The organism is Caballeronia mineralivorans PML1(12) (assembly GCF_001028175.1).
In the GTDB taxonomy this organism is placed as follows: Bacteria; Pseudomonadota; Gammaproteobacteria; order Burkholderiales; family Burkholderiaceae; genus Caballeronia; species Caballeronia mineralivorans.
The window spans coordinates 25465-47685 of record NZ_AEJF01000054.1 but is presented as its reverse complement, the minus strand read 5'-3'; the positions used below and the strand labels follow the sequence as shown (position 1 = coordinate 47685).

Annotated in this window: 17 protein-coding genes; 10 read left to right on the top strand and 7 right to left on the bottom strand. The window is 60.5% G+C overall.

The genetic code is table 11. The features are described from left to right. Positions 1-23: 23 nt before the first annotated feature. The 4 genes from boxA to EOS_RS06285 form a co-directional block, all read right to left on the bottom strand. The gene (gene boxA / locus EOS_RS06300) at positions 24-1274 is read right to left on the bottom strand and encodes a benzoyl-CoA 2,3-epoxidase subunit BoxA (RefSeq protein ID WP_047845748.1); all 1251 of its coding nucleotides are present in this window, start codon (positions 1272-1274) and stop codon (positions 24-26) included. Between the two features lie 78 nt (positions 1275-1352). Next, positions 1353-2780, bottom strand: coding sequence for a benzoyl-CoA 2,3-epoxidase subunit BoxB (boxB, locus tag EOS_RS06295; RefSeq protein WP_047845747.1), 1428 nt, complete (start codon positions 2778-2780; stop codon positions 1353-1355). A 65-nt stretch (positions 2781-2845) separates the two neighbouring features. Further along, the gene (boxC, locus tag EOS_RS06290; RefSeq protein ID WP_075645290.1) at positions 2846-4585 is read right to left on the bottom strand and encodes a 2,3-epoxybenzoyl-CoA dihydrolase; all 1740 of its coding nucleotides are present in this window, start codon (positions 4583-4585) and stop codon (positions 2846-2848) included. Between the two features lie 109 nt (positions 4586-4694). Next, a complete protein-coding gene (locus EOS_RS06285) occupies positions 4695-5630 on the bottom strand; it encodes a helix-turn-helix transcriptional regulator (protein ID WP_047845746.1) in 936 nt (311 codons plus the stop codon). A 162-nt stretch (positions 5631-5792) separates the two neighbouring features. Here EOS_RS06285 and EOS_RS06280 point away from each other — a divergent pair, with 162 nt between their 5' ends. The 8 genes from EOS_RS06280 to EOS_RS06245 all read left to right on the top strand — a co-directional run bounded on the left by EOS_RS06280 (position 5793) and on the right by EOS_RS06245 (position 17080). Continuing rightward, on the top strand, positions 5793-6275 hold the full coding sequence (locus EOS_RS06280) for a DUF4863 family protein (RefSeq protein WP_047845751.1): 483 nt from the start codon (positions 5793-5795) through the stop codon (positions 6273-6275). Between the two features lie 44 nt (positions 6276-6319). Beyond that, positions 6320-7915: a 3,4-dehydroadipyl-CoA semialdehyde dehydrogenase gene (locus EOS_RS06275; protein WP_047845745.1), complete on the top strand. Its 1596-nt coding sequence runs from the start codon at positions 6320-6322 to the stop codon at positions 7913-7915. Positions 7916-8044: 129 nt separating this feature from the next. Next, positions 8045-9646 carry a benzoate-CoA ligase family protein gene (locus tag EOS_RS06270; RefSeq protein WP_047845744.1) on the top strand — a complete coding sequence of 534 codons (1602 nt, stop codon included), beginning with the start codon at positions 8045-8047 and terminating at the stop codon, positions 9644-9646. 30 nt (positions 9647-9676) lie between these two features. After that, positions 9677-10504, top strand: a complete 828-nt coding sequence (locus tag EOS_RS06265) for an alpha/beta fold hydrolase (RefSeq protein ID WP_047845743.1) — start codon at positions 9677-9679, stop codon at positions 10502-10504. 119 nt (positions 10505-10623) lie between these two features. After that, positions 10624-11871, top strand: a complete 1248-nt coding sequence (locus tag EOS_RS06260) for an NRAMP family divalent metal transporter (RefSeq protein WP_047845742.1) — start codon at positions 10624-10626, stop codon at positions 11869-11871. A gap of 384 nt (positions 11872-12255) precedes the next feature. Then, positions 12256-13224 (top strand): ferritin-like domain-containing protein, encoded by a 969-nt coding sequence (locus EOS_RS06255; RefSeq protein ID WP_047845741.1) that lies wholly within the window; start codon positions 12256-12258, stop codon positions 13222-13224. 748 nt (positions 13225-13972) lie between these two features. Continuing rightward, positions 13973-15724 carry an ABC transporter permease gene (locus tag EOS_RS06250; RefSeq protein WP_047845740.1) on the top strand — a complete coding sequence of 584 codons (1752 nt, stop codon included), beginning with the start codon at positions 13973-13975 and terminating at the stop codon, positions 15722-15724. A gap of 12 nt (positions 15725-15736) precedes the next feature. Then, complete coding sequence (locus EOS_RS06245) at positions 15737-17080, top strand: ABC transporter ATP-binding protein (protein WP_082163236.1); 1344 nt, start codon at positions 15737-15739, stop codon at positions 17078-17080. A 34-nt stretch (positions 17081-17114) separates the two neighbouring features. On the opposite strand, the gene EOS_RS06240 is transcribed toward EOS_RS06245, so the two are convergent. Continuing rightward, positions 17115-18527 (bottom strand): aminotransferase-like domain-containing protein, encoded by a 1413-nt coding sequence (locus tag EOS_RS06240; protein ID WP_047845739.1) that lies wholly within the window; start codon positions 18525-18527, stop codon positions 17115-17117. Between the two features lie 152 nt (positions 18528-18679). Between EOS_RS06240 and EOS_RS06235 the strand changes: the two genes are divergently transcribed. Continuing rightward, complete coding sequence (locus tag EOS_RS06235; RefSeq protein WP_047845738.1) at positions 18680-18988, top strand: DUF2917 domain-containing protein; 309 nt, start codon at positions 18680-18682, stop codon at positions 18986-18988. Between the two features lie 104 nt (positions 18989-19092). Then, positions 19093-20331 carry a pyridoxal-phosphate-dependent aminotransferase family protein gene (locus EOS_RS06230; protein ID WP_047845737.1) on the top strand — a complete coding sequence of 413 codons (1239 nt, stop codon included), beginning with the start codon at positions 19093-19095 and terminating at the stop codon, positions 20329-20331. Between the two features lie 21 nt (positions 20332-20352). Here the strand turns inward: EOS_RS06230 and EOS_RS06225 are convergent, their stop codons facing one another. Beyond that, on the bottom strand, positions 20353-21258 hold the full coding sequence (locus tag EOS_RS06225; protein WP_047845736.1) for an ABC transporter permease: 906 nt from the start codon (positions 21256-21258) through the stop codon (positions 20353-20355). Between the two features lies 1 nt (position 21259). Next, a complete protein-coding gene (locus EOS_RS06220; protein WP_047845735.1) occupies positions 21260-22174 on the bottom strand; it encodes an ABC transporter permease in 915 nt (304 codons plus the stop codon). Positions 22175-22221: the final 47 nt, after the last annotated feature.

Below are 22221 nucleotides of genomic sequence, written 5' to 3'. Positions count from 1 at the left end.
CGGCGATGCCGTTTGGAAAGCGCTCAATAGGTCTCGAGATGCAACCGTCCATCGCGCTTGAGCGTGCGCCATAACGGATCCCATTCAATGCCGTTCTGCTCGGCGATATCCCGCAGCGCCTGAAGCACCCCGTCCTCCATCCCCTTCAGCCCGCACACATAGATGTATGTGTTGTCATCGCGCAGCATCTGCCCGACATCGGTCGCACGTTCGCGCATGGCGTCCTGTACGTAGCGCTTCGGCTGGCCCACGGTGCGTGAAAACGCCAGCGTGGTATCGATGAAATCCTTCGGCAGGTTCACGAGCGGCCCGAAGTAAGGCAACTCCTCTTTCGTGCGCGCGCCGAAAAACAGCATCAGCTTGCCGGTCGCGCCTTTCAGACGCCGGCGCCGGCGATACTCGGTCATTGCGCGCATGGGTGCCGAACCGGTGCCCGTGCAGATCATGAGCAGATGCGAGTTCGGATGGTTCGGCATCAGGAACGTGCTGCCGAACGGACCGATCACATTGACCTTGTCGCCCTTCTTCACGTCGCACAAATAGTTCGAGCAGACGCCGTCGGCTTCATTGCCGCGATGGTCCTGCGTGACGCGTTTGACCGTCAGCGACAGGTTGTTATAACCCTCGCGTTCGCCGTCCCGCGGACTGGCTATTGAGTACTGACGCGCGTGATGTGTCTTGCCGTCCTTCGTCGTGCCCGGCGGCAAGATGCCGATCGACTGGCCTTCGACAACCGGAAACGGCGTCGTGCCGAAATCCAGCACGATGTGATGAATATCGCTTTCGGTGGACTCGCCCGTGAGGCGGTAATTGCCTACGACCGTCGCCACCACCGGCAGCTTGTGCGTGTACAGATTCACGTAAGGCTTGGCCGCCGACCAGGGCGGCAGCGTCGAGCCACGCACCGTATCCATGTCGATGCCTTCCGACGTTTCGCCGGTGCTCTCCGCCTCATCGGCATCCGCCTGCGGCAGGCTGTCCAACGCCGCGCTTGCCGTCGTGTTCTGCGCCGGCAGCTCGTCCCACGTGAACTGCTCTTCAATGCTGTACGCCTGCGACTTTAGCACCGTGCGCCAGTTGTCGATGGAGCCGGTCGGGCACGGCGAGATGCATGCCATGCAGCCGTTGCAGACCTCTGCCTTGACGACGTAGTTGTTAGAGTCGTGCGTGATGGCGTCGACCGGGCACGTCTCTTCGCATGTGTTGCAGCGAATGCAGATTTCCGGGTCGATCAGATGCTGCTTGAGGACTTCTATCGGGGCTGGACCATTCATTGTTATCTCCACCTGCACCCGGGCCGCCGCGGCGTACTACAACATGCCGCGACATCCCGGACGCACCTCCTGCATTGCTTAATTGAAGCGCACGTATTCGAAATCGACCGGCTGGCGGTTGATGCCCATTGCCGGAGGCGCGATCCAGTTGGCGAACTTGCCCGGCTCGACCACGCGCCCCATCAACGAGGCAACGTATGCACGATCTTCCGGCGTCGGCAGCCATTTTGCCTCGTTCGCCTTCCATTCGTTCTCGTTGACCACGCGGCCATCCGGCGCCACGCGCACGCCGGCGAAGGTGCCGATCTGCCGGTTGAACGCTTTGTGCGGCACGGTCAGGCGAACGTCGATACCCGCCTTTTCCAGCACCTTGTTCCAGCGTCCGACGCCTGCCACCGAGTCCTTGATGTAGTCGTCGCGCAGCACTTCGTTCATGGCGTTGAGCATGGGCACTTCACGCTCGACCAGCTTGCCGTCTTCAACGTCCAGCAACTTGTAGTGCTGGCCGTTCAACTGATGATCGTCGTCGCGTTTGGTCTCTTCGTAACGGCCCTTAAGTCCAGAGCTATAGAAGGTCGCTGCATTCGACGAATGATCCGCACCGAACAAATCGATGGTGACCGAGTAGTGGAAATTCAGATACCGCTGGATGGTCTCAAGGTCGATCACGCCCGCGGCGCGCACCTTGTTGACGTCGTCGGTCTTCAGTTCGTTCATGACCTGAGCGGTGCGCTGGATCACGCGCGAGACGCCCGATTCGCCCACGAACATATGATGCGCTTCTTCCGTCAGCATGAACTTGGTCGTGCGCGCGAGCGGGTCGAAACCGGATTCGGCGAGTGCTGACAACTGGAACTTGCCGTCGCGGTCCGTGAAGTACGTGAACATGAAAAACGCGAGCCAGTCGGGTGTGCGTTCATTAAACGCGCCGAGAATGCGCGGATTGTTGTCATCGCCTGAACGGCGGTCAAGCAATGCTTCGGCTTCCTCACGACCGTCACGGCCGAAGTAGCGATGCAACAGGTACACCATCGCCCACAAGTGACGCCCTTCTTCCACGTTGACCTGGAACAGGTTGCGCAGGTCGTACATCGACGGCGCCGTCAGACCGAGATGCCGTTGCTGTTCGACCGATGCCGGTTCCGTATCGCCCTGCGTCACGATAATGCGCCGCAGATTCGCACGATGTTCACCCGGCACGTCCTGCCACGCCGCTTCTCCTTTGTGCTCACCAAAGCTGATCTGACGATCCGCCATGCCCGGTGCAAGGAAAATGCCCCAGCGATAGTCCGGCATCTTCACGTGATCGAAGTGCGCCCAGCCGCCGGCATCCACGCTCACCGCCGTGCGCAGATACACGTCGTAGTTCGGCGAGCCTTCGGGCCCCATGTCGCCCCACCACGACAGGAAGTTCGGTTGCCATTGCTCGAGCGCGCGCTGCAGCGTGCGGTCGTCGGCGAGGTTGACGTTGTTCGGGATCTTTTCGCTGTAGTTGATCGTGGACATGGTTATTTCCTTAAGCCGTGACGTTGATGAACGCTTGAATGGTCGAGACCGGGACGTAAAACGCGTCAGACGCGGTTGAGGTCGAACTGCGCCTTGCTGCCCTTGCCGTAGACCTTGAGGGCACCCTTCTCGCCCACGGCGTTCGGCCGGTTGAAGATCCAGTTCTGCCACGCAGACAAACGTCCGAAGATGCGCGTTTCCATCGTCTCGACGCCGTTGAAGCGCAGGTTGGCTTCCAGGCCCGTCAGCGCATCCGGCGACATGGCCGCGCGTTCTTCAATGGCGATGCGGATCTCGTCGGCCCAATCGATGTCATCCGGCGACGCGGTGACCAGCCCAAGACGCTCGGCCTCGACCGGCTTGACCTGCTGGCCGATTTGCTGGTGCGCCGCGTTCATCGGCTCGGTTTCATCGTAGAAACGGCGGCCGAGACGTGACTGGCCGGTGATCATCGGATAGAGGCCGAAGTTGGCCTCGGAGAGCGTCAATGCCGGCTCTTCGTCCTCGTTGCTCGGCAACGCGGCCATGTAGCTGCGGTCGCAGGCGAACGCCAGTTCGGCGAAGGTCCCGGCAAAACACGAGCCCGGTTCGATCAGCGCAAACAGCGTGCGCGACGAGACATCGATACGCGCCAGCGTGCGGCGCACCATGCCGATGGTTTCGCGCACGAACCAGTGATTGCGATGCTCAATGAGCGTGGCGTCAGCGGCAAGCAGCGTGCGTGCATCGCCTTCCGTCTTGAAGATCCACGTGCCGATATCGAGTTCATTCGTGCGCATGCACAGGATAGCGTCATCGAGTTCGCGGGCGAACCGCAGGGGCCACCAGTTGGCGCCTGCCTTCAAGATCGATTCAATATCCGATTGCGGATTCACCGACGGCGCTTTGGCCGTGAACGTCGCTGTGCGGCGAACACGATCGATGCTGACATCGACGGTTGCGTAGCCCAGACCATCTTCGCGATCGGACCGTTCAATACGCGTCAGCACGGTGCCTTGTGCATCTGCCGGCCGGTCGCTTTGCGCAGCCAGTTCCAGCGCGCGCGCCTGAACCGTCTCCTTGAATACGTTCGGCTTGACGACTTCATCGACGAGGCGCCACTGCTTCGCACGCTCGCCGCGCACGCCTTCGACGATGGTGCAAAAGATATCGGCGCGATCGTGACGGACCTTGCGTTTGTCAGTCACACGCGTGAGACCGCCGGTGCCCGGCAGCACGCCGAGCAGCGGCACTTCCGGCAACGCGACAGATGACGAACGATCGTCCACCAGATAGATTTCGTCGCAGGCAAGCGCCATTTCATACCCGCCGCCGGCGCACGCGCCATTCACCGCTGCGAGAAATTTAATGCCGGAATGACGCGACGTATCCTCAATACCGTTACGCGTCTCGTTAGTGAACTTGCAGAAGTTGACCTTCCACGCATGCGATGAAAGGCCGAGCATGAAGATGTTGGCGCCCGAGCAGAACACCCGGTCCTTGAGACTCGTTACCACTACCGTGCGTACTTCCGGATGTTCGAAACGCACGCGCTGGAGGGCGTCGTGCAATTCGATATCGACGCCCAGATCATACGAATTGAGTTTCAGCTTGTAGCCGTCGCGAATGCCGCCGTCTTCGGCAATATTGATGCCGAGCGTCGCGACCGCGCCGTCGAACGTCAGCGACCAGTGTTTGTAGCGGGCGGGCTCCGTACGGTAATCGACGCGCTGGCTGGTGGACGGCGCTGCCGATTGAGCTGCGGGCTGGGCCGCCGGGACCGCGCCGTTGACGCCTACCTGCTCCGTTGATTGAGCGACTGACATGGATGTCTCCTTCGTACACTGGATATGATTTGTGTACGATAGTGCATCTTAAGAATCGCTGCAAGCACTTTAATGCTCTTATCGGGTTAATGCTGAGTCCACGCGCCCGCTATTCGGACGCAAGTCGCGCGGCCAGCCTGTCTCGCAGCGATAAATAGCATTCCGCCAGCGATTTTCCGCTGGTATCGAAGGTCATGTCGGCGCGGCCGTACAGCTCGCTGCGCCCAGCCAGGATGCGCTTCAGGTCATCCATCGATTCCTTGTTGCCCGACATCGGCCGCAAGTCGCCCTGGGCAACTACGCGGCGCATGTGGTCTTCGGGCGTCGCCTGGAGCCATACGGTAAAGCAGTGCGTCAGCAAGGCGTTCAAGGTGGTCGCCTCGGACACCAGCCCGCCCGGCGACGCAATCACCGCACGCGGATGCTCCTGGATCACCGCTTCCAGCGCGCGATGTTCATATCGACGGTAAGCCGTTGCTCCATATAGCGCGTGAATCTCCGACGGCGGGCAGCCGGCCAGTTGCGCGATGACCCGGTTGATCTCGACGAACGGCACTTTCAGTTCGTCGGCGAGCATGCGGCCGAGCGTCGACTTACCCGCGCCGCGCAAGCCGATCAACGCGATCCGTTCCAGCCGGTGCGGATCCTGCGGCGCCGTGGCCAGCATCTCTTCCAGCGCGATCCGTGCGCGCTTTAGCGTGTCGTGATCGCGGCCGTTCAGCAATTCCCGAATGCGCAGCCAGTCGGGTGTCAACGTGGTTTCGTCACCCACGATCTCTGCCAAGGTGCAGTTTAATGCCTTCGTCAGTTGCCGGAGAAACAGCACCGAGGCATTGCCAACGCCCGATTCGAGGTTCGCCAGATATCGCTCGGATACGTCGGCCTCTTTCGCGAGTGCTTTTCTCGTCAGTCCACGACGCGCACGCAGCAAACGAACGCGCTCGCCCATCCCGACAAGGAACGGATCGCGGCTCTCGCGCTCTTTTTCGATGTCCGCGCCCTGATCTCCGCCCTCAATTGGCTGTAAAACGGCGGTTTGCTTCATATCTATGAATCCCTTTAGGATATTTTATGTACTATAGTGCTTGACATGCACTGTGTCGCAAGCTAAGTTTAATGCACTCAGCACGAGAAAGTTGGGCTGCCTTCGCGAATGCCGCAAGGCGCGTCCAGCGTCCAACAGCGCTTTAGCGCGACGGAGATACGCATGTTCCCCAATGAGTTCCAAGGCTTTATCGCGCGCGTGACGGAAAGGATCGCGTCCCGGCCACTCGATGCGAACCTCGAAGCGTGGTTGAACGCCGAGTACCCGGCCGGCAGCGCGGAATATACCGAACTCGCCAATGCAATCCGCGCCGGCGTGGAAGAAGGCTGGCTCGCCGATCGAGAAGCAGGCGGCATCCGCTACGGGCGCATCTTCAAAGCCCTGCCTGACACCCATGGTTTCTCTGTCGACGTTGTGCGGATGAGCGACATCGCCGGCCCGCATCACGTGCATCCGAACGGCGAAATCGACCTGATCGTGCCACTTACCGAAGGGGCCACATTCGACGGCCATCCCGCCGGCTGGTGCGTGTACGGACCCGGCAGCGCGCATCGGCCGACCGTGGCTGGAGGCAGCGCGCTTGTGCTTTATCTGTTGCCCGAGGGCGCCATCGAATTCACGAAGCACGCGGCAAGCGCCACTTGAGCGAACGCACGCCAACTCTTTGCATGACCAACAAGGGCATTTGAATGGCCGAACTATTGAACAACTATATTGCCGGCGAACGAGTCGCTGGCCACGGAGACGGCACAACGCTCATCGATCCGGTCACAGGCGAAGCCCTGGTCCGCGTCTCAAGCGAAGGCCTCGATCTGCGCGCTGCATTCGACTATGCGCGAACGCATGGGGGTGCGGCACTGCGTGCCTCGACATACGCCGCTCGCGCCGCCCAGCTTTCGGAAGTTGCCAAACTGCTGCAAGCACACCGCGACGACTACTACGCCATTTCGCTCGTGAACTCGGGAACGACGAAGAACGATTCGGCGGTCGATATCGACGGCGGCATTTTCACGCTTTCTTATTACGCAAAACTGGGCGCCTCGCTGGGCGATGTGCAAGCGTTGCGCGACGGTTCGCCCGCAAGCCTGAGCCGCGACCAGAGTTTCAAGTCGCAGCATGTGCTGACGCCCACGCGCGGTGTTGCGCTGTTTATCAACGCGTTCAACTTTCCGTCGTGGGGCTTGTGGGAGAAGGCCGCGCCTGCGCTCTTATCGGGTGTGCCGGTGATCGTCAAGCCCGCCACCGCGACGGCGTGGCTCACGCAACGCATGGTGGCCGATGTCGTCGATGCGGGCATCTTGCCGGCCGGCGCGTTGTCGGTGATCTGCGGCAGTTCGGCGGGCTTGCTCGATCAGATCGAAACATTCGATGTGGTCTCGTTCACAGGCTCCGCGGAAACAGCCGCGAAGCTGCGCGCCCATAGCGCATTCGTCGCGCGCGGCGCTCGGCTTAACGTGGAAGCCGACAGTCTCAACAGCGCCATCTTAGCCACCGATGCCTCGCCGGGCACCGCTGCGTTTGACCTATTCATCAAGGAAGTCGTGCGCGAGATGACCGTGAAGTCGGGCCAGAAATGCACGGCCATCCGCCGTGCGTTCGTGCCGAACGAATATCTGGGCGCCGCGGCCGATGCGCTCGTCGCAAAGCTCTCGGCCGTGACCGTGGGCAACCCGCGCAACGAGTCCGTGCGCATGGGCTCGCTCGTCAGCCGCGCACAATACGACGCGGTTCGCGCCGGCATCGCCTCTTTGCGCGAAGAAGCGCGCCTGGCGTTCGACGGCTCGCAGGTTCAGCTCGTCGATGCCGATCCGGCCATCGCTGCATGCATCGCGCCGCATCTGTTCGTGATTGACGACGCAAGCAGCGCCGTGCGTGTTCACGACGTCGAAGTGTTCGGTCCCGTCGCGACACTCTGCGGTTATGAAGTCACGACGGCCGATTCGCGTCTCGAGGAATCTCAGGCCGTCGAACTCGCGCGGCGCGGTCAGGGTTCGCTCGTCGCTTCGGTGTATTCGAATGACGACACGCGCCTTGCCCGCATCGCGCTGGAACTCGCCGACACACACGGCCGCGTCCACGCCATTTCTCCCTCGGTCGCTCAGAGTCAGACAGGCCATGGCAACGTCATGCCGATGTCGCTGCATGGCGGTCCGGGCCGCGCCGGCGGCGGCGAGGAACTCGGCGGACTTCGCGCACTGAATTTTTATCATCGCCGGGCCGCGGTCCAGGGACCGGCTGCTTCGATCGACGCGCTCATCGAGTCGACGGGTCAGATCGAAATTTGAAGTAAAGCGGGTCGGCTGTTGAGGCTTCACCGGCCCGCGACGATCCGCGCGTCAAACAAAACCGAATGCATGGCGGACGGCACTATCCGTTGCGACTATGCATCGCCCCATCATCAGGAAGGAGACATCATGGACGCCATCATTGCGCCGCCCGCTACCGCTGAAAAACCGGCTGCCGATACACCGCCAGTCAAATTCAACTTCGCGACGCATCTGTTTGCGTTAAACGAAACGCGGGCGCAGAAGGTTGCGTACATCGACGACGACGGGACCACGACGTATAGCGAATTAGCGGAGCAGGCGCGCCAGTTCGCATCGGTGCTGAACACACTGGGCATTCATCCCGAGGAGCGCATCCTGCTGGTGATGCTCGACAGCGTGGACCTGCCCATCGCGTTTCTCGGGGCGTTATATGCGGGCGTCGTGCCGGTTGTCGCGAACACCTTGCTGACCCCGCCGGACTACGCCTACATGCTCGAGCACAGCCGGGCGCGTGCGGTCATTGCATCGGGTCCGTTGCTGCCGACCATCGCACAAGCACTCGCCGATACGGCCAACGAGGGCTGTGCGCTGATCGTCTCTCAAACGCAAGAGGACAACCTGCCGGGAGCGCGCGTATTCAAGCGGCTGTTGGCCGCTGCAGAACCTCGTTCCACGCCGTTCGTGAGCAGCGCCGACGGCATCGCATTCTGGCTGTATTCGTCGGGCTCGACGGGTAAGCCCAAGGGCGCCGTCCATACGCACGCCAACTTGTACTGGACCGCGGAACTGTACGCGAAGCAAGTGCTTGGCATCCGTGAAGACGACGTCGTCTTTTCCGCGGCCAAGCTGTTCTTTGCGTATGGACTGGGCAACGCGCTGACCTTCCCTCTTTCGGTTGGCGCGACGGCCGTGCTCATGGCCGAGCGCCCCACGTCGGCTGCCGTCTTCGCGCGCCTCACGCAATACAAACCGACTATTTTCTGCGGCGTGCCCACGCTCTACGCCAACATGCTTGCATCGCCCGATATGCCGGCGCGCGCCGATCTTCGCTTGCGGATGTGCACGTCAGCGGGAGAAGCGTTGCCGCGCGAGATCGGCGAGCATTTTGCAGCGCACGTGGGCTGCGAGATTCTCGACGGTATCGGCTCGACGGAGATGCTGCACATCTTCTTGTCGAATCGTGCAGGCCACGTCGCATACGGAACAACGGGCACCGCCGTGCCCGGTTACGAAGTCGAACTACGCGACGAAAATGGCCAGCCGGTCCCGGACGGCGAGATCGGCGATCTGTATATCAGGGGCCCAAGCGCCGCGCTCATGTACTGGTGCAACCGCGAGAAGTCCCGCGCGACGTTTCTTGGCGACTGGCTGAGGAGTGGTGACAAATATCGCCGCCTGCCCAACGGGAACTACGTCTACGAAGGCCGCGGCGATGACATGCTGAAAGTGAGCGGCCAGTTCGTGTCACCTGTCGAAGTCGAGATGGTACTGATGCAGCACCATGACGTTCTCGAAGCGGCGGTCGTCGGCGTTACGCGCGATGGTCTCGTCAAAACGCGCGCGTTCGTGGTGGTTAAACCCGGCATACCGGCGACAGAAGAACTTGCCGCCGAACTCAAGGAGTTCGTCAAAGCGAGGATGGCACCTCATAAATACCCGCGCGAGATCCGGTTCGTTGACGATCTGCCGAAAACCGCGACTGGTAAAATCCAGCGGTTTAAATTGCGCGAACCGACCCTCGATGACTGAAGGTCTCCCTCCATTGTCTGGCTGCGAGTTATGGACCGATTAGTACAGCACACCCCTGCGATCTCCGTTGCCGATCTGCCCGCAAAGGACGGTCGCGAATCACTTCGTCTCGAGTATCAATGGTTGAATGCCGGCCGGACCGATGCCCCCGTCATCGTGTTTTTGCACGAAGGGCTTGGATCGATTGCCATGTGGAAGGACTGGCCGCAGAAGGTATGCGAGCAACTTGGGTTCCGCGGCCTGGTCTATTCGCGCCCGGGTTATGGCGGTTCGACCCCGCGTGAAGCCGATGTGAAATGGCCGGTCGATTTCATGCATCGCCAGGCTTATGACGTTCTGCCGGCCTTGCTCGATGCCATCGGGATAGACGATGCCGAACGTGCCCGCATGTGGGTTATCGGACATAGCGATGGTGGTTCTATCGCGCTGCTTTATGCGGCGGCTTTTCCTGACGCGCTTGGCGGCGTGATCGCAATTGCGCCGCATGTGTTCGTTGAAGATGTGTCCGTCAAAGCGATCGCCGAAGCGACGGTTTTATATATGCAAGGCGACTTGCGGGACAAGCTGTCGCGTTATCACACCGATGTTGATTCAGCCTTCTACGGATGGAACGATATCTGGCTGAACCCGGAGTTCCGGCAGTGGGATATCACGGGCGTTCTCTCTTCCATTCAGTGCCCGCTGCTCGCCATCCAAGGTCATGACGACGAGTACGGAACCATGGCGCAAATCGACGCGATTGCATCGCACATACCGCACGCGCAGTTGACCAAGCTGTCCGCTTGCGGGCATTCTCCCCACCGGCAATGCCCCGCGATGCTCGATGCCGCGATAGTCGCATTCGTCAAGAGTATCTGAAGGTCCGCCTGTAGTAACGATGCGTAACGATGCAGGTTGGGCGCCACGCGCCCAAATGGGTAGCCGAAATCTCGCTACAATCGGTCTCCCAATACACCTTTCGCATCCTTCCAAAACGCATGGCTGGTTCCTCGCTGCTCAAACCGAAGGTCTCGCCCAGCCTGCGATGGCTTACTCTATGGGGACCCGGGCTGCTCGTCATGCTCGCGGACTGTGACGCCGGAAACGTGGTGACGGCGGCGCAAAGCGGCGCGCAATGGGGCCCTCAGCTCCTGCTGGTTCTCCTGGCGCTCATCCCCTTGCTGTACATGGTCCAGGAACTCACTGTCCGGCTGGGCATTTTTACCGGACAGGGCCACGGCGAGCTTGTCCGGTCGAACTTTGGTCCCTTATGGGCATGGATATCCGCAGGCGGCTTAGGCATTGCCGTGCTGGGTTCGCTGGTGACCGAGTTCACGGGAGTCGCCGGCGTGGGAGAGATGTACGGCGTCTCCCGGTCCGTCTCGTTGCCGCTCGCCGCCGCCTTCCTGGTGGCCATCGTGTTCACCGGTTCGCATAAGCGCGTGGACAAATTCGCCATCGTCATTGGCGCCTTCGAATTGTCCTTCTTCGTGGTCGCCTGGCATGCCCACCCGGACATCCACGAGATGTTCCGGCAAATGGTCAAGCTTCCGCTGTCCAATCCCCATTACGGATATCTCGTGGCAGCGCTGATTGGAGCGACCTTCAATCCCTGGATGATCTTCTATCAGCAGGCCGCGATCGCCGATAAAAAACTAGGCGCGCAGGACTATTCCGCCGCTCGATTCGAAACCGCCGCCGGCGCTGTCCTCACGCAGTTGTTGACGGCCGCTGTACTTGTCGCGGTTGCGGCAACGCTGTCGAGAGACGGTCAGCAACACGCCTTTCAAAGCGTGGGTGAAATCAGCAGCGTCCTTGCAACGGCCGTGGGGCCACGCGCCGGACGTTTCCTTTTCAGCGCGGGTGTTTTGGGAGCGTCGATGGTGGCGGCCATCGTCTGCTCGCTGTCTCTGGCGTGGGGACTCGGTGAAGTCGCGGGATACAAGCGCTCGCTTGAAGACCAGCCGGCGAGCGCGCCGTGGTTCTACGGCGTGTATGTTGCCTCGGTCGTCGGCAGTGCGGCCATTGTCTGGCTGGCGCCCAACCTCGTGTCGCTGAACGTGGCCGCACAGGTCGTCAATGCGCTGATGCTGCCGCTAGTAGTGGGCTTGCTCATCGCCCTCAGTGTCACCGCGCTGCCGCCTCAGCACCGGCCTCGTGGTATCTATCTATGGCTTGTTTCCGGCATTGCCGCGGTGGTGTGCGCGGCAGGTGTCCTGGGTGCAAGCCTGAGCTTTTTCTCCTGAGAAGCTCCGTCGTGGTCTCGCGTTCACGCAGTGTCTAGTTGCAACGCCGCGTGACCGCGCATCCCATGAGTGTCGGTATCGAATACCGGATCAAGCACTCTGCAATACGTCAAAACGACCAACGGTATCTTTCACCCTCCTCCCCCGGTAAGCACTCGAAATATTTTTGACCGCGCACGCATCCGTCTTGAGGTCGGCCTGCGTATCCAATCGTACGTGACATGAGAGGTGCCGGATCAGCCCTGCTGCTCCGCGCCGTGCTTCGTCACGAGTTCGTGATTCACGTTTGCCTCGTCGCCTGCTGGCCGCTGCTTTTCTGTCTCTGGCTTTCATCGGGTGCAGTCGCCGTATCAGTTAGTTTACAGAACGGTTCAGGGAGAAATCATGTCAGAAGATTCAACGGTCATGGATGTGCTCGTGCGGCGTGCCGACAAGCTCGCAAAACGCAGGCAGTTCTTCAGAAGCGCAGGCGGCGTCGGTCTTGGGCTCATCGGCGGCACGATCCTGGGTGCATGCGGCGGCGGTTCGTCGAGTGCATCGGCGCAAAGCGGCCCGACCGATCCGGAAATACTCAACTTCGCGCTCAACCTCGAATATCTCGAAGCGACCTTCTATGCCTACGCGACCACCGGCGCGGGCCTCTCGTCCAGCCTGATGAGCGGTGCAGGTACCCCGGGCACGGTCATTCCCGGCCATGCCGTGACCTTCACGGACCCCGTGGTCCAGGCGTATGCCAATGAGATCGCCAAAGACGAACTCGAACACGTCACGTTCCTGCGCACAGCGCTCGGTGCATCGGCGGTGGCCATGCCGGCCCTCGATGTCGGATACCAGAACCCGAGCGGTGCGTTCTCGAAAGCGGCGCAGGCGGCCGGCCTGGTTCCCGCGGGCACGGCCTTCGACCCTTACCTGAACGATGAGACCTTCCTGCTCGCCGCCTTCATCTTTGAAGACGTGGGCGTGACGGCCTACAAGGGTGCGTCGCCGCTGATCACGAACAAGACCTATCTGGAAGCGGCTGCGGGTATCCTGGCGGCCGAGGCGTATCACGCCGGCCTCGTGCGCACCGTGCTCTATGCAAAAGGTATTGCGAACCCGTCGCTCGGCCTTATTGCGTCGGCCGGTGCCGTCTCCAATGCACGCAACGCGCTTGACAACGTGGGCAACGACGATCAGGGCATTGCAGGAGCAACATCAAGCATCTCGAACATCGTGCCGCTCGATGCCAACGGCATAGCGTTCAGCCGCAATTACGCGAATGTCCTGAACATCGTCTACCTCACGAGCGCGGCGGTCACGCAGGGCGGCTTCTTCCCGGTGGGTGTCAACGGCACCCTGCACATGAGCGCCTGATCGAAGGCGGGGAAAGTTTTTGCAGCACCGATGCCGGATTCCGCTGCTTGAGGCGAAGTCCGGCGCGGCTTGTAAATGGACGGACGATTGAGTCCAAAAGAACAAAAGCATAACTAACTTCTTTCGGTCAACATGGCGCACCTCAAGCGCGGTGCCATAAGTAATGCCTCCCCGCGACCAGCGCTCTGGCGCTCTGGCGCTCAGGAAAAGTGCGCGCTGCCGCCGGCCTAAGGCGAACAGAATCCAAACAGTCTCACGCACATTCCTCAACGCGCCCGAAAGGCAAACGAAATACTCATGTTTCTATTTAGCCTTCAAAAAGCCAACAAACACCTTTAGCGTTCAGATGCGTTAATCGATACAGGCCCAACCCCAAGTACCGCGCCGAAGCACTCGCTTTGCACGTGCTCATTCAATTAAAGACCTCTGTACATATAAATTTTCGAGCGCAAACGTATAAGTTTGGCCTCCGAGGTTGTGCCTGAAACACGCTTTGTAGTAGTGTCGGGCCGTCCAGACAGAGCGGTCGGAATAAACCGGATAACCCGTGCCCGGGCTGGCCGCGTGCACGCTATTGCTTAGCCGCACTCCTTAACGATTACAGCTTACAGTTCGCGAATTATCGCGGCTCAGTCAAATACCGATGCCTTCATATCTTTGCATCGGCGGATCAACGCATGGTGGCAACTCGAGGCTTGCGCCTCGATGGGGCCTGCCATGTTTTCAAGCGTAGCTGTTCGGAGAATATATGGACTTCGGATTCAACCTGAACCGCACCGCTAACGCGTCCGCCTGGCGGCTGTTGCCTAATCGCTGGGACTTCGTCGCATTCCCCCTGATCATCAGTTTGATCGCGATGGCGGCTATCGGTTTCCATCAGACCATGGCGCCCATTGCTACGCTCAAGACGCAAGCCATCTCGCTCGATCCGTCGAGCCTGCCTGAATACGCGCTGCGCACGACCTTGCGGATGCTCGCGGCCATGTTTGCATCGCTCGTTTTCACGCTGATATACGGCACGCTCGCGGCCAAGAGCCGCCGCGCGGAAAAGGTGCTGGTGCCAATCCTGGACATCCTTCAGTCGGTTCCGGTCCTTGGCTATATCTCGTTCACGGTCACGTTCTTCATTGCGTTATTTCCGACGCGCGTAGCGGGTGCCGAGTGCGCCGCGATCTTCGCGATCTTCACGAGCCAGGCGTGGAACATGACGTTCAGCTTCTATCAGTCGCTGCGGACCACGCCGCGCGACCTGGACGAAGTCGCGCGCAGCTTCCACCTCACCGCATGGCAGCGATTCTGGAAGCTGGAGGTGCCCTTCTCCATGCCGGGCCTCATCTGGAACATGATGATGTCCATGTCGGGCGGATGGTTCTTCGTAGTTGCATCCGAAGCCATCACCGTCGGCAACAATACGATCACGCTGCCCGGCATCGGTGCGTATCTGGCGCAGGCCATCACTGAAAAGAACATGGGCGCGATAGGTTGGGTCATTCTCACCATGACCATCGTGATCCTTGCCTACGACCAATTGCTGTTTCGTCCGCTCGTCGCATGGGCCGACAAGTTCCGCATGGAAACCACCAGTTCCGGCGTTGCCCCGGAGTCGTGGTTGCTCGGCCTGATTCGACGCACGCATTTGATTCACCGCTTGCTCGTGCCGGCCGGCTGGGTCTTCGCCAGCGCCGCGCGTATACCGCTGCGCCTGCCCTCGTTCGATCGCGCGAATCTGCGTGTCACGAAGCGCAGGACGCCGTCGCGCATCGGCGACATTATCTGGAGCATTGTCGTCATTGCGGTCACGATTTATGTGGTCTGGCGCGTGGTCAGCTATGTGCGCACCGGCGTCGCTCTCGATGAAGTCGGCCACGTGTTTTTCCTTGGCTTGATCACGTTGCTGCGCGTGGTGATCCTGATCACCATCTCGTCGCTCATCTGGGTTCCGCTCGGCGTGATGATCGGATTGCGCCCTGCGCTCGCCGAGAAGGTGCAGCCGCTCGCGCAATTCCTGGCGGCTTTTCCGGCGAACCTGCTATTCCCCATTTTCGTGATCGTGATTGTTCGCTTTCACCTGAACCCCGATATCTGGCTGTCGCCGCTCATTGTGCTCGGCACGCAGTGGTACATCCTGTTCAACGTCATCGCGGGCGCCACGGCTTATCCGAACGACTATCGCGAGGTGGCAACCAACTTCAGGATTCGCGGCTGGCAATGGTGGCGCCAGGCCATATTGCCCGGCATCTTCCCGTATTACGTGACGGGTGCGATCACCGCTTCCGGGGGCGCGTGGAACGCAAGTATCGTTGCCGAGTTCGTGCAGTGGGGCGATACCAAGGTATCAGCGCACGGGCTCGGCTCGTACATCGCGCAAACCACCGCTGCGGGCGATTATCCGAAGATCATCTTGGGCATCGCCGTCATGTCCTTGTTCGTCACACTGTTCAATCGCCTGCTGTGGCGCCCGATGTACACCTTTGCCGAAGCCAAGCTTCGAGTCGATTGAGGACCTATCTCCATGCCAAACTCAGATTTCAACGTGGCTTCCCGTGTCGGGTCGACGACCCCGGCCGCCCGTACTTCGGAAGAGATCCTGAACATCCGGAACGTCTCCCGGGGCTTCAAGAAAACCCAGGGCGACCTGCTCGTGCTCGACGGCGTAAACCTCTCCCTGCGCCAGGGGGAGATCGTCGGGTTGCTTGGACGCTCGGGCTCGGGCAAGTCAACGCTGCTGCGTATCATCGCGGGTTTGATCGAGCCCACCGATGGCGAGGTCACGTACAAGGGCAAGCCGCTTGAAGGTCCCGCCGACGGTGTGGCAATGGTGTTCCAGACCTTCGCGCTGTTCCCGTGGCTAACGGTGCTGCAGAACGTGGAAGCGGGCCTGGAAGCACAGGGAGTGGGTGCGGCCCCTCGACGCGAACGCGCGCTTGCGGCCATCGACCTGATCGGTCTGGACGGGTTCGAGAACGCGTATCCCCGCGAACTGTCCGGGGGCATGCGCCAGCGTGTAGGCTTCGCTCGCGCGCTGGTGGTCGATCCCACGCTGTTGCTGATGGACGAGCCCTTCTCCGCGCTCGACGTGCTGACCGCCGAAAACTTGCGTACCGACCTGCTCGATCTCTGGACGCAGGGCAAGATGCCGATCAAGTCGGTGCTGATCGTCACGCATAACATTGAAGAAGCGGTGTTCATGTGCGACCGGATCATGGTGTTGTCGTCGAACCCAGGCCGGGTGATCGCCGAGATCGAGGTGCCGTTCAAGCATCCTCGCAATCGTCTCGATACGGCGTTTAGATCGCTCGTCGACGAGATCTACGCCAAGATGACGGCCCGGCGATCCGATGAGGCCACCAAGCAGACGCTCGAATTCGGCAGCCGTTTGCCGCATGTATCGACCAACCTGCTGGCCGGTCTGATTGAAACGCTCGCGGTGGCCCCCTACAACGGCCGCGCGGATATGCCGGTCATTGCCCGGTCGCTGCATCTCGAAGTCGATGACCTGTTCCCGATCGCGGAAATGTTGCAGCACCTGGGTTTTGCTGAACTGCGCGAAGGCGATATCTTCCTGACGCCGGCGGCACACGTGTTCGCCGACCTGGGTACGCATGAACGCAAGATGATGTTCGCCGATCATCTGTTGAAGCACGTGCCGCTGGCTGCGCGTATCAAGAAGGTGTTGAACGAGCGTCCGGGACACCGGGCTCCGCGGGTGCGCTTCGAACAGGAACTGGAGGATTTCCTCTCCGACGGTGCCGCCGAAGACACGCTCGACTCGGTGATCAACTGGGGGCGCTACGGGGAAGTCTTTTCCTACAATGACCAGACCGAACTGTTCAGCCTGGAGGACGTGGAGTCCTGATTGTTTGTTGGAACTTATGGTGAACGGCGCGAGGTTATCGTTTGCCCGCGCCCTTTCCCATGTGTTCGAAGAATCGAATGGCCCGCGGGTCGTCGGCATGCGCCGTGTTGATCCGGACCCAGGGCGACGCCTCGCCGCTCGGGCGATAGTAGCTGCCCGGCGCAAGCGTAATGCCGAATTTCAACGCATGGTCGACCAGGACCATGGAGTCCTCAATACCGGGCACGCGGGTCCACACGAATTTGCCGCCGCTGGGTTCGTCGAAGACTTCCCAGCCGTTTTCCTCAAGACGCAAAACTGCTGTTGAGAGCGTATCGCGAATCCGGCGACGCAGCCGCTCGAGATACTTGCGATATGTGCCGCGTTCGAGCAAGGCCGCCACCACACATTCGCTAAAGCGGGAACCGCCCAGGCTAGTCAGCACCTTCACATCAACAAGGTCCTTGATCAGCTCGCGCTTGGCCGCCAGATACCCAATCCTCAGCGACGACGACAGCGTCTTCGACAATCCCCCCACATAGATCACGTGATCGAGTTGATCCAGCGACGCAAGCCGTTGAGTCGGCGTGGCCTGGAAGTCTGCGTAGATGTCGTCTTCAACGATCGTGAAGTCATGCTGCTGTGCGAGTTGCAGTAACTTGAAGGCCACTTGTGGCGCGACGTTCGTCGCGGTCGGGTTGTGGAAGACGGTGTTGATGAAGAACAGTTTCGGCTTGATGGTCTTAAGCAGATATTCGGCGACGTCGACATCTGGCCCATTAGCCAGCCGCGGAACGCCCACAATCCTGACACCCTGCAGCTTGAGCAACCCGAACAGGTTGTAATACCCCGGATCTTCTACAAACACGGTGTCTCCCGGCTTGAGCATGAACCGGACAATCAGATCGAGCGCTTGGCTCGCGCCGTTGGTCACAACAATGTTCGACACATCGGCTTCAATACCGACCATTCCCAGGCGTATCTGGATCTGATACCTGAGATTGGCGTCGCCATGCGGCATTGCATAGTCGATCACGCTGCTCGGGTCCATCCGCATGACCTGGCGCATGGTCTGGGTGATGCCCTCGATATCCCGCCACACCTCGGGCACGAAACCGCTACTCAGCTTCAAGGCCTCGCCGGGGTAATTGAACTGCAGCATGATCTGGTGCGATTCTTCTTCCGCGAGACGCGGGTCCGAGCCGCCCGAAGCGCTGCTCTCGCTACCCATGTGATTCGCCACGTAGAAGCCCGAACCATGCTTCGGCACGATAAAACCCAGTGATGAAAGCCGGTCATACGCCTCGATGACCGGAAAGCGGCTGATCTGCTGACTGGCCGCAAGCGCCCGGATGGACGGCAGTTTCACCCCGGCCAAAAGCTGCCGCGAGCGGATCAGGGTCGAGATGCCGGTCACGAGCTGATCGGTCATGGGAACGCCGTTTTGCGGATCGATAACGAGGTTCATCGCGTGATCTCTTTGAAGTGTGCAGGGAAATTCACTGAACAGTGCGGCGCAACTGTTCGTGACTGTACATTCCTAAGATTGGAGTTTAAATAAATAATGTAGTCAAGAGGCCGTCTCTCTGTGAGCGGCCATGTTGGAGATGGGAGAAGGCCATGCGTGAAATCCGGACCTTGGAGCAGGAACCCCATGATGCGCCAGCCTGCTGGCTCATCGATCGCCCCCACACCCTGACGGTTTGCCGGGGTACGGTGTGGCTGACTATTGAAGGCGAGCCTGACGACTGGTGGCTGCGAGCCGGCGAAACGCTGGAGCTTGCGCCGCGCACGAAGGTCTGGATCAGCGCATCCGAATCGAACAGCCGTTTTATTTTGGCATCGGCACCGGTATTTTCGCCCACGCGACGGTTCGCTTTTTACTGGTTGCTGATCCGGTTCGGCCAGCGCAGATCGCGGGCGCTGTGAGCGCGTGTAGACTACCGGCATCCGACAGCAGCGGGTAAACCGCAAACGATTCGCTTAGCTAAGCAATTTGGCCGCCCCACAACGCAACCATTCAACCAGCCTCGATGAACGATCGACATTCCTTCTCCGCAGATTCCGGCACACCGGATACGTCCAGCGTCGCTTGCCCGACGGTCCTGCCGCTCTCTTCCATTCTTCCCGAAGAGCCTCTGCTGATGATGGGTGCCGGTCCCGTGCCAATTCCCGACGCCGTGGCGAAAGCCAACGGCGTCGTGATCAATCATCTTGGCTCGACGATGGCCGCGGTCATCGGCCAGGTCAAGACGATGGCGCGGTACGTGTTTCAGACCGAATCGAAATGGGTGATGGGCGTTGCGGGACCGGGATCGGCGGCCATGGAAATGGCCATCACGAATCTTGCCTGGAAAGGCTCGCGGGTCCTCTGCATCTGCAATGGGTTCTTCAGCGAGCGCATGGCGGAGATGGCGAGGCGAACCGGCGCCCAGGTGGAAACGCTGAACGTGGTCGACGGCACCGCGGCGGACACGGAAAAAGTGACGGAGGCTATCGACCGGTTACGCCCGGAGATTGTCACGATCGTGCATGGCGAGACGTCGAACACCGTCTGGAATCGCAGCCTCGAATCGATCTCTTCAATCGCCCGCGCCGCCGGTGCGCTGGTGATTGTCGATGCGGTCTGCACGCTGAGCACCATGCCGCTCCCGATGGATGCATGGGGTATCGACGCCGTAATCACCGGGGGCCAGAAAGGGCTGTCGTCGATTCCCGGTGTTTCGCTGCTCGCGTTCTCCGAAGCCGCCTGGCAACGAATCAAGACGCGCCCGGTGGCGCCTACACACTGGTGCCTCGACGCGTCGCTGGCAGCGAACTTCTGGCACAACGCGTCGTACCATTACACGGCGCCGGTGTCCGGTGTGCTCGCGCTCCATGAAGCACTGCGACTGGTCTGCGCGGAGACCCTCGAGCGCCGGTTCGCGCGTCATCTCAGGTGTTCGAACGCGCTGCAGGCAGGCATTGAGGCGCTCTCGCTCAAACTCTACGTTCCGAAACAGAGCCGGCTGAATTCGGTGGTCGGTATCGAGTTGCCGAAGGGTCTCAGCGGCACTGACGTATGCGCTCATATCTCGCGTCATCATCACGTCGAGATTGCGGGCTCCTTCGGTGCGCCCATCGTACGGATCGGTCAGATGGGCGAGCAATGCCGCGAGCATCATCTTTTTAGAACCATCCATGCCCTCGGCCGGACGATGGTCGACCTGGGCGTGCCGGTGGATCTTCCCGCCGGCGTGGCCGCGCTCGAACGGTCGCTATCGGCGGCGTAACTTGAGAGCGCCTGGCAGCTATCAGCCGGCAAGCGCCCGCGAACGTCGCCGGCTCAGCCATTGCACCGTCAGCAGCCCGACCACCATCACGGTCAGGGACAGCATCGTGGTCATCGTGCCGAGCGCGTAGATCACGGGCGTTGTCACGGAAGTCGTGAGTCCCTGAAGCTCGAGCGGCAGCGTGTTCTGGTCGCCGATAGCCTGTGACGTGCGCGCAATTTCGTCCCAGGACAGCGTAAAACCGAACATCCCGACGCCAATCACCGACGGCCCGATGATCGGCAATACGACATGGCGAAAGTTCTGCCACGGCGACGCACCGAGGTCGCGAGCCGCCTCTTCGTACGCGGGGTTGAAGCGGTTGAATACCGCAAACATCACGAGCAACCCGAAGGGCAGCGTCCAGGTCAGATGCGCGCCGAGCGCCGAGGTATAGAGGCCCATCGACGTTGTGTAGTTGTCGGCAAACGACTGATGACCCCACGCGCCTGCAAGGTACTTGACGCCGTTGTCGAGCAGCCGGAACGTCAACCCGATACCCAACGACACGATGATCGACGGCATGATCAAGCTCGCGACGGACACGTAGAACACGGCGGTATCGCCGCGAAAGCGCTTGCGAAACGCGAGTCCCGACGCAACCGAGAACAGCACCGTCAACACTGTAACAACTGCCGCGAGGCGCACCGAGCGCCCGAACGCGGCCCAGATGTCGATGTCGCCAACGCCCTGCCGCAACACCGCGAACCAGTGCAACGAAACCCCGCGCATGGGGAACGTGAGACCGCCTTCCGGTCCCTGGAACGACAAAATAAAGATGGTGATGACCGGCCCGTAGAGGAACAGCACGAACAGCGCGAACACGAGCGCGAGCCAATAGAAACTGGCTGGCCGGCGTTCGCGGTGTTTCAGACGAATCGCAGCCATTTCAAAGCTCCTTGCGGATATCGACTACGCGCGTGAGGCCCCAGACGATCATCAGCACGACGGCCAGCAGGATGATTGCGTTAGCTGCAGCGGCGGGGAATTGCAGGTAGCCGGTCTGCACCTGGATGATCTTCCCGACCGATGCAATCTGCTGACCGCCCATGACACCGACCGTCAAGAAATCACCCATGACGATGGTGATCACAAAGATAGAACCGATCACAATGCCCGTCTTCGACAACGGCAGCACCACTTCGCGGATCACCTGCCAACCGCTCGCGCCTGCGTCGCGCGCGGCTTCGAGCAGCGAGCGGTCAATGCGCATCATCGCGTTGAAGATCGGCACGATCATGAAGAACGTATAGAGGTGCACAAAGGCGAGCACGACCGAGAAGTTCGAATACAGCAGCCATTCGAGCGGTTGGTCGATCATGTGCGAGGACAGCAGCGCCTGGTTCACGAGCCCGTTGCGGCCGAGCAGCGGTATCCACGAGATCATGCGAATCACGTTCGAGGTCCAGAACGGAATCGTGCAGACGAGGAACAATACCGTCTGCATGCCGGATGAACGGATATGAAACGACAAGAAGTACGCGATCGTGAAACCGAGCACCAGCGTCACCGCCCAGACGATCGCGCAAAACTTGATCGTCGACCAGTAGGTCTTGAATGTCACGCAGACATCGGTCATCGAGGAACAGCCGTCGAAGATCGCCGCGTAGTTCTTGAACGTGAACGCGGGGATGATCTGGTATTCGTTGAAGTCCCAGAAGCTCACGATCAGCGTGATGACCAGCGGCACAAGGAAGAACAGAACGAAGGTCAACGTGAGCGGCGTCGCCTGTAGCCATGCGGCCGCGCGCCGGTGCTTGACCGGTGTGTCCAGCGGTTGGATGGGAAGCTCGATCGATGCCATCGCGGATTACCTGTTGAAGAAACGGAGGCTGCCGGCGTGCCTGATAT

What these genes read in the sequence shown, in the direction of transcription:
- EOS_RS06235 (WP_047845738.1), top strand. Translation starts at nt 18,680, where the DNA reads ATGCGTGAAATCCGGACCTTGGAGCAGGAACCCCATGATGCGCCAGCC.
- EOS_RS06230 (WP_047845737.1), top strand. Translation starts at nt 19,093, where the DNA reads ATGAACGATCGACATTCCTTCTCCGCAGATTCCGGCACACCGGATACG.
- EOS_RS06280 (WP_047845751.1), top strand. Translation starts at nt 5,793, where the DNA reads ATGTTCCCCAATGAGTTCCAAGGCTTTATCGCGCGCGTGACGGAAAGG.
- EOS_RS06260 (WP_047845742.1), top strand. Translation starts at nt 10,624, where the DNA reads ATGGCTGGTTCCTCGCTGCTCAAACCGAAGGTCTCGCCCAGCCTGCGA.
- EOS_RS06220 (WP_047845735.1), bottom strand. Translation starts at nt 22,174, where the DNA reads ATGGCATCGATCGAGCTTCCCATCCAACCGCTGGACACACCGGTCAAG.
- boxC (WP_075645290.1), bottom strand. Translation starts at nt 4,585, where the DNA reads ATGTCAGTCGCTCAATCAACGGAGCAGGTAGGCGTCAACGGCGCGGTC.
- EOS_RS06275 (WP_047845745.1), top strand. Translation starts at nt 6,320, where the DNA reads ATGGCCGAACTATTGAACAACTATATTGCCGGCGAACGAGTCGCTGGC.
- EOS_RS06240 (WP_047845739.1), bottom strand. Translation starts at nt 18,527, where the DNA reads ATGAACCTCGTTATCGATCCGCAAAACGGCGTTCCCATGACCGATCAG.
- EOS_RS06225 (WP_047845736.1), bottom strand. Translation starts at nt 21,258, where the DNA reads ATGGCTGCGATTCGTCTGAAACACCGCGAACGCCGGCCAGCCAGTTTC.
- EOS_RS06245 (WP_082163236.1), top strand. Translation starts at nt 15,737, where the DNA reads ATGCCAAACTCAGATTTCAACGTGGCTTCCCGTGTCGGGTCGACGACC.
- EOS_RS06270 (WP_047845744.1), top strand. Translation starts at nt 8,045, where the DNA reads ATGGACGCCATCATTGCGCCGCCCGCTACCGCTGAAAAACCGGCTGCC.
- EOS_RS06255 (WP_047845741.1), top strand. Translation starts at nt 12,256, where the DNA reads ATGTCAGAAGATTCAACGGTCATGGATGTGCTCGTGCGGCGTGCCGAC.
- boxA (WP_047845748.1), bottom strand. Translation starts at nt 1,274, where the DNA reads ATGAATGGTCCAGCCCCGATAGAAGTCCTCAAGCAGCATCTGATCGAC.
- EOS_RS06265 (WP_047845743.1), top strand. Translation starts at nt 9,677, where the DNA reads ATGGACCGATTAGTACAGCACACCCCTGCGATCTCCGTTGCCGATCTG.
- boxB (WP_047845747.1), bottom strand. Translation starts at nt 2,780, where the DNA reads ATGTCCACGATCAACTACAGCGAAAAGATCCCGAACAACGTCAACCTC.
- EOS_RS06250 (WP_047845740.1), top strand. Translation starts at nt 13,973, where the DNA reads ATGGACTTCGGATTCAACCTGAACCGCACCGCTAACGCGTCCGCCTGG.
- EOS_RS06285 (WP_047845746.1), bottom strand. Translation starts at nt 5,630, where the DNA reads ATGAAGCAAACCGCCGTTTTACAGCCAATTGAGGGCGGAGATCAGGGC.